Source organism: Streptomyces sp. NBC_00250 (genome assembly GCF_036192275.1).
In the GTDB taxonomy this organism is placed as follows: domain Bacteria; phylum Actinomycetota; class Actinomycetes; order Streptomycetales; family Streptomycetaceae; genus Streptomyces.
Genome location: NZ_CP108089.1, coordinates 101435 through 111822, shown reverse-complemented (window position 1 = coordinate 111822; position 10388 = coordinate 101435). Strand labels below are relative to the sequence as shown.

Annotated in this window: 12 protein-coding genes and 1 pseudogene; 9 read left to right on the top strand and 4 right to left on the bottom strand. The window is 67.3% G+C overall.

The window, feature by feature from the left end; all coding sequences use genetic code 11:
- Positions 1-1510 precede the first annotated feature (1510 nt).
- The 3 genes and pseudogenes from OG259_RS41675 to OG259_RS41665 form a co-directional block, all read left to right on the top strand.
- Positions 1511-2191, top strand: coding sequence for a hypothetical protein (locus tag OG259_RS41675; RefSeq protein ID WP_328947412.1), 681 nt, complete (start codon positions 1511-1513; stop codon positions 2189-2191).
- On the top strand, positions 2188-2607 hold the full coding sequence (locus tag OG259_RS41670; protein ID WP_328947411.1) for a helix-turn-helix domain-containing protein: 420 nt from the start codon (positions 2188-2190) through the stop codon (positions 2605-2607). Before OG259_RS41675 ends, OG259_RS41670 begins: the two co-directional genes overlap by 4 nt.
- Positions 2608-2653: 46 nt before the next feature.
- Positions 2654-2737 (top strand): annotated as a pseudogene (locus tag OG259_RS41665) (IS5/IS1182 family transposase); the annotation flags it as partial.
- An 88-nt stretch (positions 2738-2825) separates the two neighbouring features.
- Here OG259_RS41665 and OG259_RS41660 read toward each other — a convergent pair.
- Positions 2826-3965, bottom strand: a complete 1140-nt coding sequence (locus OG259_RS41660; protein ID WP_328947410.1) for a hypothetical protein — start codon at positions 3963-3965, stop codon at positions 2826-2828.
- Positions 3966-4173: 208 nt separating this feature from the next.
- On the opposite strand from OG259_RS41660, the gene OG259_RS41655 reads away from it, so the two are divergent.
- Together OG259_RS41655 and OG259_RS41650 are read left to right on the top strand one after the other, a co-directional pair.
- Positions 4174-4395 carry a hypothetical protein gene (locus OG259_RS41655; protein WP_328947409.1) on the top strand — a complete coding sequence of 74 codons (222 nt, stop codon included), beginning with the start codon at positions 4174-4176 and terminating at the stop codon, positions 4393-4395.
- Positions 4396-4754: 359 nt separating this feature from the next.
- Complete coding sequence (locus tag OG259_RS41650; RefSeq protein ID WP_328947408.1) at positions 4755-5603, top strand: FG-GAP repeat domain-containing protein; 849 nt, start codon at positions 4755-4757, stop codon at positions 5601-5603.
- A gap of 72 nt (positions 5604-5675) precedes the next feature.
- On the opposite strand, the gene OG259_RS41645 is transcribed toward OG259_RS41650, so the two are convergent.
- The gene (locus OG259_RS41645; RefSeq protein WP_328947407.1) at positions 5676-6185 is read right to left on the bottom strand and encodes a hypothetical protein; all 510 of its coding nucleotides are present in this window, start codon (positions 6183-6185) and stop codon (positions 5676-5678) included.
- A 248-nt stretch (positions 6186-6433) separates the two neighbouring features.
- Positions 6434-6901 carry a lamin tail domain-containing protein gene (locus OG259_RS41640; protein WP_328947406.1) on the bottom strand — a complete coding sequence of 156 codons (468 nt, stop codon included), beginning with the start codon at positions 6899-6901 and terminating at the stop codon, positions 6434-6436.
- A gap of 511 nt (positions 6902-7412) precedes the next feature.
- Here OG259_RS41640 and OG259_RS41635 point away from each other — a divergent pair.
- The 4 genes from OG259_RS41635 (at position 7413) to OG259_RS41620 (ending at position 9723) form a co-directional block, all read left to right on the top strand.
- Complete coding sequence (locus OG259_RS41635; RefSeq protein ID WP_328947405.1) at positions 7413-7652, top strand: hypothetical protein; 240 nt, start codon at positions 7413-7415, stop codon at positions 7650-7652.
- Positions 7652-8029 carry a fic family toxin-antitoxin system, toxin component gene (locus tag OG259_RS41630; protein ID WP_328947404.1) on the top strand — a complete coding sequence of 126 codons (378 nt, stop codon included), beginning with the start codon at positions 7652-7654 and terminating at the stop codon, positions 8027-8029. The genes OG259_RS41635 and OG259_RS41630 overlap by 1 nt, the downstream gene beginning before the upstream one ends.
- A 117-nt stretch (positions 8030-8146) precedes the next feature.
- Positions 8147-8797 (top strand): hypothetical protein, encoded by a 651-nt coding sequence (locus OG259_RS41625; RefSeq protein WP_328947403.1) that lies wholly within the window; start codon positions 8147-8149, stop codon positions 8795-8797.
- Positions 8798-9000: 203 nt separating this feature from the next.
- On the top strand, positions 9001-9723 hold the full coding sequence (locus OG259_RS41620) for a dienelactone hydrolase family protein (protein WP_328947402.1): 723 nt from the start codon (positions 9001-9003) through the stop codon (positions 9721-9723).
- A gap of 124 nt (positions 9724-9847) precedes the next feature.
- Here OG259_RS41620 and OG259_RS41615 read toward each other — a convergent pair whose 3' ends face one another.
- Positions 9848-10372, bottom strand: a complete 525-nt coding sequence (locus OG259_RS41615; RefSeq protein ID WP_328947401.1) for an AAA family ATPase — start codon at positions 10370-10372, stop codon at positions 9848-9850.
- Positions 10373-10388 lie beyond the last annotated feature (16 nt).

The following is a 10388-nucleotide window of genomic DNA, read 5'->3' as shown; positions in this document are numbered from 1 at the left end:
TCCCTTAGCGCTGCGCGCTAAGCAAGCGCAGCGGTTCGCTGCGCTCACCGCACCCCGCGTAGCGGTGAGCGCTCCGCTGCGCTCCGGGGACTGAGGGGCCGGCCCGCTGCGCGGTCCGGGTTGCGGGTGGGGAAGGCTCGCTGCGCGAGCCTCAAAGAGGGGGCGTGTTTAGGGCGGGACCACATTGCTGCGCAATGTGCCAGCGAACCACCGCGCTGCGCGCGGTGGTTGCGCTCCCGCTCTGCGGGAGCGCTGGTGGAGAGGGCTCGCTACGCGAGCCTGGAATGGATGGAAAGGCTCGCTGCGCAAGCCCCGAAAAGGCTCGCTGCGCGAGCCTCGAAATGGAAAAGCTCGCTGCGCGAGCCTCAAGGAGGGGACTGTTGTATGGGCGGGACGCTGCGCTTACCCGCCCACACTGCGCACCCAGTTCCGTGCTGCGCACGAGGCACTACTTGCACAGCCCAAGAACGAAAAGAACCCCTAGGCTGCTATGCACCCCATCCCAGGCACAGTCAGGCAGTCCCTCCGCTGCGCTCTGGCGACCCAAGAGGGGCCGGCCCCGTCCAGAGTGACGAACCTCGTACCCCTTCTCCGCGTTGAACCGCTTGACCATGCCCTGAACCTCAGTCATCTGTGCTCCAAAACAAACGCTGGCCAGACGCCCGGCAGTACGTAATTCATCCTTCCGGCAGAACTCTCCAGGCTGCCGGCGAAAGAGTGAACACCCTCACCACACCCCCGTCGGCAGTCCGTCAACTGCCCAGGCGCGCCAGCCACAGCCTGTGCTTCATTTTTAGGGCAAGCTAGATACTGGAGCGGGCGTACCACCCCCACCGGACCAAACCCCTCACTCTTGCTGTTGCCGGTCAGTGAAACTGCGCAACGCTCAACCAACCTGCACAACCGTGCCCGGAACTGACCGGTGACACCAGGAACAAGACCACTGCCACAGACCCACCGGCCCCGTGGCAGTCAGCGTGTCGCTCAACAGACGGCCCGTCACACCCGCCCACAGGGGCGACAAACACCCCACCCACCAAACAGCACCCCAGGACCGCCGCACCCCAGCCCAGCACCAGTGAACCTGCCGAACAGCACTACCGTCCCCGCACCGAGCCACGGTGCCGCACGCGAAGCGAGGTCGGTCAACGGTCAGTCAAGGCGGTAGGCCCCTCGATCGGGTGGTTTTGGTGGCCGACGTACCCCGCTACTGCCCGCTGTTCATCCCGTGAGGTGCTGGGGCCTGTTGCCTGTGGTGGAGCTCTAGTAATAGATAAGAGCGCTCCGCGCAGAAAGTGGCTCTGACCTGCAGTGATGTGAAACGGTTTGTTCTAGATTTCCAGAACAAACCGCTCCCGAGTGTTCTGGAAATCTAGAACAAACACAGTCCATCCCTGACGGATCGTCAGGCAACTGTGGGCCACTGCTTGTTCTAGGTGTCCAGAACAATCCGGTTTACCTAGTGCTACCGTGCTGTCCAAAGCGGTGATCATCCTGGAGGACCGTTCCGATGGAGCAGCTGCCGATCGTCCGCCCCGGCGAGCGCGTGGTCACACGGTCGGACGGCAAGGGCGGCCTGGTCCTAGGTGTGGAGAAGATCAAGGGCCGGGAGTTCGCCGCAAGCGCGAAGTGCAGCGGCTACGTGCTGGACGCCCGGCTACTGATGGACGTACTCGGCAGCCTCAAGATGCCCGGCTCCTGGTTCCAGGTATGGTGCAAGCTGGTGGCCAGTCAGAATGCCAACCGAGCCGACGACCAGACCCGGGCCACCGCCCGTGGCTTCGTCCGTATCACGCAGCGAGGCCTCCAGGACCAGTGCAACCTGTCGGCTGCCTCCGTGAACGAGGCCAGCCAGTTCTTCGCCCACATCGGGTGGATGCGTACCGCCAAGCGCGGCATCCTCCAGCTGAACCCGTGGCTGACGGTGGCCGGTACCTCCGGCGAGCAGGAGAATTGGCAGAAGCTATGGAACGACGCCAAGGGCCCCGCCTGCATCATCCCTCACCCCAACTACCCCACCGAGTGGCGCGAAGCGCGGACTGCAGAGAAGAAGGCGATCGAGACCGCGCACCGCAAGGAGAAGGTCGTCGCGTTGCGCCAGCGGCGTCCGGTACGCAAGGCGAGCGCAGGACCACGAGCGGCATATCCTCGTTCCAACGTCGACCTGATCGGAAGCGGTGAGGCTCCGTGAGCAGCTCTTACACACCCGGCCCCCCGACCGATGCCCCCGTTACGATCCCCCGCAACGTCCTGCGCCTTCTGGCCCTCGTAGACATCTCAACCGCCGGGCGCCGCGTCCTCGACGAGCTCCTGTACCTGAGTGACCCGCAGACCGGCACCGCTCAGATCAGCCAGAACGAGATGTGTACCGAACTGGGCGCCAGCAAGCCGACCGTGAACCGGGGCTTCAAGGAACTCCGCGAGTCCGGACTCGTCTGGAACCTTCAGGACGGCCTCTACCAACTCCACCCACTGCTCACCGGCGGCGCGGTCTCCTCCCCCGTCATGCGGATCCCAGAGATCAAAGCCGCCGAACCCGCCCGCTTCACCGAGCAACGACGAGCCCGGTACGCCGCCCAGGTCGCCAACCTGACCACCGCCGGCTGAACACCTCGCATAGCCGCCCCGCGCGACGGCCTTGCGGGGTACGACCCTCCGCGACTGCCGCCTCAAGGACGACGGCATCCACCGCGCCATGCTCTGCATCGCCCGCATGCACAGCCTCGCCCTCGCCGGATGGAGCAGCGGGCTGCACTGCAGCCAAGCATGTTCGGGCGACCTGAAGATCGTTTACGGGACAGCCCTCAGGAGCAGGACGACGTGGGTCAGCCGCGCTGAATACCGAGCGTGCTTCTGAGGACGCCTCGCGTGCCCTCAACCGTCTCCACCAGAAGGTGTTGCCCTTGCCGTTCGAGCGCCAGGTACCAGGTACCAGGCGAAAGCTGGTCAACGGGCTCCGAGCTGCCATCCTCCGGCATCAGCGGGCGGGAATCAGGTACGGCGAACCAGAAGGACCGAGGGACACGCTCCTCGTTCCTCAGGAAGAGGGACTTGGGCGCGTTGCCGACCGCCAAGGCCGCCCAGCCCTGCTTATCTCTGATCACGAAGTCTCGCTGGATGCCGGATGCGTCATGAAGCACCCCCCTCGCACCGTCGTCAGTTTCCGCGACAAGCCCCTTTCCCTGCCGTTCGAGCGCCAAGTACCAGGTGCCGGGCGAGAGCTGGGCGACGGGTTCCACCCCGCCGCCCTCCGGCAGCAGAGGGCGGGAGTCCAGTAGCGAGAACCAGAAAGGAGGCGGCGGAGGGTCGTATTCCGTGTTGATGGAGACTAGGGACTCAGCCGCCTCGAAGGGCTTCCACTTGGCACGGAACAAGGCAGCGACATCCACCTGCCCGATCTCGGTGCCGCTGGAGCGCTGGGCGGCTGTGTTCACGATCCGGGCCGCTTCCTCGCGTGCCGCCGCGCGGATGGCATCGGCCTCCGCCAGAGCGTCGCTGCGCACCCGGTCAGCTTGCTCACGTGCCGCGTTGCGGACGCTCTCGGCATCGCTCACGGCTTGCTCCAGGGCTTCCTTGACCGTGTTCTTGAGACGCTTCCAGGGGGCCTGGACCTGCCGCTGCAGGAGCTTGACCGCTCCCCACCTGTCGCGCCAGTGGTCCATGAGCTGCCGGTTGGCGACATGCCCCGCCCGGGTCCCCACCGGAGTGGGCACCGGATTGCTCACCACTCGTACGAACTCCAGCAGCGCCTCACGCGAGGGAAGCCTCTTGCCGGACAGCACCTCGTTCAGGCCGGCCTTGGTGAGCTTGGGCCGAACCGAGGCTCCGACGATCTGGGAGTAGGACGGGGCACCGAACTGAATGTGCAGTTTGTTCAGGTCGAAGACGAAGGCCTGGAGCGCTTCCTCATACGCGGCGATGGCCTCGACGTCCTCCGGATCCGCCCCGATCTCGACCTGCGTCACAGCTTCTCCCCCGTCCCATGTCATGGCGCGGCATCCACCGTAGGGGAGGCGCTGCCAGGGCGTCCGCGGAACGGGTTGAACGTTTCTGAACGACGGTGCCGTTCGACAGCGGCCGGGTTCATACGGCCTCCGAACTGCGGCGTCCGAGTGTTTCCGGGGTCATCTGAAACACTGGGAGTTCAGGTGGCGAGGGCAGTTTGCTGCAGGCATGACGCCATTCGAAGCAACCACCCACGTCTCCCCGAAGATCCTCGCCACAACCTTCCTGACGCCTCGGCAGACCGAAGCCATGACGTCCTTCTTCGTGCACGACGTCGTCGGCAACGTGGCCGCCGCAATCCTCGTAGCCCTGGCCGTCGGCGCCTGGCGCTGGGGCGTGAAGCTGTGGAGGAACCACACCTCTCGGAGGACACCCGTCCCTCCGGAGTGAGCATCGCGGTTGATGCCCCGCCCAGCTTCTCGGCACGGCCTTGGGCCAGTTTGTGCTCGCCGTGCTTCTGGTCGCCACCAGCGCCGGCACCTGGCTGTACCGGCGACGTCGGGCCACTCCGCCCGAGCCGACCCGCGTTCGCCCCGAGTCGATGCCGCCGAACATCCGTTCCAAAAGCTCTTCTATGATTTCCGTCCAGGGCGCCGCGGAGGTGGCATGCCATCTTGCAGAGCGCTTGCTCCGGATTGCTGCCGACTGTCGTGGGGCGCCACAAAACGGCCGTTCCCTCCCTTTTGATTCTGGAGCTTCTTTTGCAGCGTTCCACTCGGCACCGGCGTGGGCTCGCGAGCCTGGGTTTCGTGGCCACGGCTGTCGCCCTGGCGTCGACCTTCGCCGGCACCGCCGTCGCGGGCACCCCTGCCGTGTCCGCCGCGACGCGGTCCTCTGTCCCGAGCGCAGCCACGGCCGTGCAACCGACGCCCCTCGCGCCGAGCTTCTTCCTGAGCGGGATCCTTCCCTCAGGTCAGATGTACGTCTACATGCGCGACGGGGCCGGTGGCTTCGACTCCCGCTCGGGTGCCTATGTCTGGCCGGGGCTGACGCGCGCCGTATCCGTGGACCCCGACCTGACCGGGAGCCAGGACGGCGCGTACCACGTCATGTCCAGCGGGGTCGTCAACCAGTGGCGCGGTGGGCACCTGAAGCAGGTGGCCACCGGATGGCAGCAGTACACGAGTGTCCTCTCGCCCGGCACTCTGGCCCGCACCACCCACCCCGATCTGCTGGCCCGTGACAAGCAAGGCGTCCTGTGGCGGTTCCAGCTCAAGGCGGACGGCACGATGGCCCCGCGCGTCCGTGTCGGCGGCGGCTGGAACGCGTACTCGCAGATCACCGGAGTCGGCGATCTCTCCGGCGACACCAAGCCGGACATCGTCGCCCGTGACAAGGAGGGCATCCTCTGGCTGTACAAGGGCACGGGTGACGGGAGCAAGCCGTTCGCTTCGCGCAGCCGGGTCGGCAGCGGCTGGAACCTGTTCAACAAGCTGATCGCCACAGGCGACGTCGACGCAGACGGGCGAAGCGACCTCCTCGCTCGCGATCCTCAGGGCGGCCTGTGGCTCTACAAGGGCACCCGCGTGGCTTCCGCCCCGTTCAAGACTCGCGTCAAGATCGGTCACGGCTTCCAGCAGTACCGGGACCTCTTCTAAGCCGGGTGAGAGGTTGAGGTGGCGGGGCCTGGTGGCTGGTGGCCCATCCCGGTGGTGTGAATGAACCCGTGGTCACTGCCGCGACTCCGCTGCCGGCCGCTTGCTCAGGAACTGCTTCGCTGCCTCGACCGCTTCCCCCTGGAGTTCCTCGATGGAGACTCCCCAGCTCTCCTCCCAGCCGTCCAGGTTGTGCGCGCAACGGACGAGCGGTTTCAGCGCTTCGGGGTAGCCGAGGTCATAGGCGACGTCTGCCCAGATGAGGTGGGTGCCGGTGGCGGGATCCAGGGATCCGCCGGCGATCTGACCGGCGACCCAGTAGGCCAGCTCCCACTTCGCAGCCCGAGGGTCGGCAGGCGGGTGGAAGAGCAGTCCCAACTCCTCCAGCACCTGGTCGAAGAGTGCGGGAGCTTCGGGCTCTTCGCTTCGGAGGAGGCCGGCCAGCATGGCCAGGGAAGGGCTCTCGACCCCGGCCATCAGCGCGTTCAGCCCTGCCTCGATGAGCCGGTGAGACCCGACGTGCCTGCCGAACGCCCTCTCGCGTGCGATGTGGCTGAGCTGTTCGAGGGCGTCGTCGTAGGTCATCACAGTCTCTCGATCGGTATCCGGGAGCAGGAGGCTCGCATATCCGCGGACGATGCTGCCATCGAGTTCCTCCTGCGTGGTTCGGTGATCCGGAGAGCGTGAACCCTTTCCGCAGGAGGGAGGACCCGCACCGTCGCGCCCACTCGGGTCCATCGCGAATCGAGATCGATGGTTCACGCAGATCCAGACATGCCGCTGCCCCGCCTTCCGCTGTGGACTTGGCGGGAGACGGGGCAGCAACGGGAGGGTCAGCGGTGGTGGCGGTGGCCCCAGGACTCGGTGTCTACGGTGCGGCCGCGGTCGTCGCGGAGGATCGCGGTGTCGGAGTGGTTGTCCCACACGTAGTTGCGGCGGTCCTGGAACAGGTCCGTGCGGGTGTCGCGGCCCTCACCCGTGTGGACGCGGACCGTGGAGCGGCCGGCGAGACGGAAGTCGTCGAACTTGTAGCGGTGGCCGTCCTCGTCCTTCAGGGTCCAGCCGTCGAGGTTGATCGCGTGGCGGGAGTTGTTGGTGATCTCGACCCACTCGGCGTTCAGCGACCGCACACTGCGGTTGTCACGTCCGGGGCTGTCGGCCTGGACACGGCTGATCTCCACCTTCGGCGTCCGGTGACGGTCGCCGTCATGGGCGGAGGCCGGCAGGGCGGCGACGGACACCATGGCGCCGGCCGCGAGGACGGTCGCGGCGATACGACGGGCGGTCGAAGAAGCAGACATGGGTGATGTCTCCTCAAAAACGGTGCTCCACCAGCCGATTACTGCTGGTGAGAGCGGTGCGGGTCCCGGTCCGGTACTGGCCGAGGACCCGAACTCTGCCGTCCCGTCGACCGCGCCGGAATCCCCGACGGGGTCCGTTGCCAAGTGCGGACATTTCCGTAACTGTCGCCTGCGTGGGGCACGCATATGCCGCAGACGCGACCCTGACATTCACTGACCGCTACACCCATCCCTTGAGCGATCAACCACAAGCCCTTACATACTCTGCCGCACTACTGGCAGCACCTACCGCCGCATTGCGCCAAATACGTGATCAGGGTAGGTAACAGACGTTCTGCACCTTTCTTCGCACGACCAGACCATCACTCGCACACCAGTCCGCCAAGTGGCCCGCCGCCCAGGTCTTGCCAGTGGCGCCGGCCGTGTACCGGAGCGATGTCCACGTCCGGGGCGGCATCCAGGGTGGGCTCGGAGCATGGGCCAGAGCGGTAACAGGTGTTACCATCCTGCTATGGCGAAGACACAGCTGGGTGCGCGTGTGGATGAGGACGTCGCGGAACTCGCGAGGAAGCGCGCCGCCGACCTGGGGCTGAGCGTCGGGGACTACCTGGCCCGGCTGGTTCAGGACGATGCCAGCGGCCTGCGCGCCCGAGCGGTGGACGCGGCCGCCCGTTTCCTGGCCGAGCACCAGGCGGTCTTCGACGAGGCCGAGCACTCCCAGCAGACTCGTCGGGGAGCGCGCGCTGCCTGATGGAACTGAACATCGACGTTCCCTGGATCCTGCAGGTCGCCGAGGCGGCCGGAGCCGATGACCCGGCCCCCGACGACTACGGCGTCCCGGTCGCGGCCGTCGCCCGTCACAGGGCTGAGCTGTTCGAGCAGCCCGTCTACGACGGCCCCTACGCCAAAGCCGCCGCCCTGATACACACCCTGGGACGGTGCCGCTGGCTGGAGCGCTCCAACCTTGCCGTCGCCGCGGCGACCGGCGTCATGTACCTCGAAGCCGCCGGAATCTCCGTCAAGCCCGCCCGCGAGGACGCCGTCGCCCTGAAGGACCTGCTCCTCGACCCCGCCTGCAGTGCCGGGAGAATCGCCGGCTTGCTGCGGAGCTGGCCCACGGCCAGCTGACCCCCGGGCAGCACCACCTGACACCTCCGCCACGCCTCCGGCCGAAGGGCCCCGTCTGCGCCCGGCCCCGGGCAATCGGGAGGCGCGTACGGGAGGGGATGGGCGACACTCTGCCGGGTGATCGTGATGCAACCCGTCGTGGAGATACGCCGTCCCGAGGGCTTCCCCTTCTGGCCCGTTGCCGACGGGGAGCCGTTCTCGTACATGGCACTCAGCGGTGAGCTCACCGCTGCCGAGGTCGGGACAGCGGTGATGAGCATCGCCGCATGCAACGACATCGACCCCGATCCGAACGCGGGGGACGACCGCCCGCCCCGGCCCGCTGACCCGCTCGGGTCGTTCCTGCACGGACTGCTCACCTTCGACAGCCTTTTCGCGGCCGGTGGCCTGAGAGTCACGGACAGCTCCGCAGGCATCACGTTCCTTCCCGGATGCTGCAACGGGCTGGAGGAGTGGCGTGACTGGCACACGGTCGTCAGCGGCAGCGGGCCGGTCTCCTTCGGCCATGCCCCTGACCCGGTGGCCGAGCGCTTCGGTGACACCGTCCGTCTGATCGTCGACATCGAGCAGAGTGACAGCCCGTTGATCGAGTTGTCGGCCACCGCGCTTCGCCGGCTCTTGGGAGGGGTCGAGCGCGACCTGGCCGACTTCCTCGCGCTGGCATCCGACTGGAGCTCCAGGCACCTGGCCGACCACTCCGTCCCCGTCGTTGCCGCCCTCGCGCGCGTTCTCGATCTGCCCGCGGCGGCCGTACCGGCGAGTTGGTAGAACCGCGTGGTGCGTCCCGGAGGGGGCGTAAAACCCGTTGGTGGACCGCTGCGGGCACTGCTATTTTTTCCGAGGCCGTGCGATCGAACGAGGAGGTGGTACCCGTGAACACAGTATTCACATGGGTGCTCTCCTCCGGGGTCACGGTCGGGCGATAGGTCGTCCGGGAGCGCCGTCTCTGAGCCCTCCCGAAAGGCACGACCATGCAGTTCATTTCCGAACAGCGTCTCGACGACGGCGTCCTTGAGCGCGAATTCACCCTCGGCGAGATTCCCGGCACCCTGTGGACGCCTGAATCCGCCGCACCGGCCCCGCTGATCCTGATGGCCCACAACAACGGCCTGCCCAGGGCGGCATCCCGGTTGGTGGCCCGGGCCCGGCATTCTGCGGCTTGCGGCTACGCGGTGGCCTCGATCGACGCTCCCGGGTGCGGTGACCGGCCCCGTTCCGCCGCCGACGAGCAGGCCCGCGCCGACCTCTGGCGGGCGATGCAGGCCGGTGAGCCGGTCGACGAGATCTTCGAGTCCTTCATCGGCCCGCTGGTCGAAAAGGCGGTCCCGGAATGGCGGACCACCCTGGACGGCCTCCTTGCGCTGCCCGAGATCGGCGGTCCCGTCGGGTATTCGGGGTGGGCGGCCGTCGGCATTCGGCTGGCGGTGGCCGAGCCGCGTATCGCGGCCGCCGGGCTCTTCGCCGGGGGGTACGTTCCCCTCGCCCAGCGCGAGGAGGCGCGGCAGGTCACCGTTCCGCTGCTGTTCCTTCTGCAGTGGGACGACGAAGGGAACCCCCGGCAGCGGGCTCTGGACCTGTTCGACGCCTTCGGCAGCAAGGAGAAGACGCTGCACGCCAATCTGGGCGGGCACGTCGGCACCCCTTGGTTCGAGGTGGAGGACGGGAACCGGTTCTACGACCGGCACCTGAGGTAACGCCGGGCCGTCAGGGCCCCTGCCGGGTCGGCAGGGGCCCGCGGTGTCCGAAGACGGTGATCTCGGCCTCCGCACCGCAGATGACGCCCGCTGCAACGACATCCTGCGCGTGGGGCTCGGTCCATCAGCCCTTGACCGCCTCGGCGATCCGCCGGGCGGTCTGCGCGGGTGTGAGGTGCGTGGTGTCGACGACCTCGGCCTCGCGGTGCAGCCATGTGCGCGCCGCCTCGGCGTAGGGCTCCAGGTAGGTGAGGCGGAACGGGGAGTCGGGGCCGACCACGGTGTCGTTCGCGATGCGCTCGCGGAGGGTTTTCCGGTCGGCGTGGAGGACGAAGTGGCGTACCGGGATCGTGTGGTGGGCGAGGCCCTCGCTGATCTCGCGCCAGTACCGCTCGACCAGGACCGTCATGGGCATCACCAGAGTGCCGCCGGTGTAGTCGAGTACGCGGCGGGCGGTCTCGACCACGAGGGGGCGCCACGGCGGCCAGTGCTGGAAGTTGTCCGTTCTCGGCAGCCCCGGGGTGATGTCCATGAGGGTCTCGCCGACCTTCTCGGCGTCGAGCACCCGTGAGTCCGGGATCAGCTGCTGTACGAGTGCGCTGGTCGTCGTCTTGCCCGCGCCGTGGGTGCCGTTGAGCCATACGATCATGGGTTCGACGCTAACG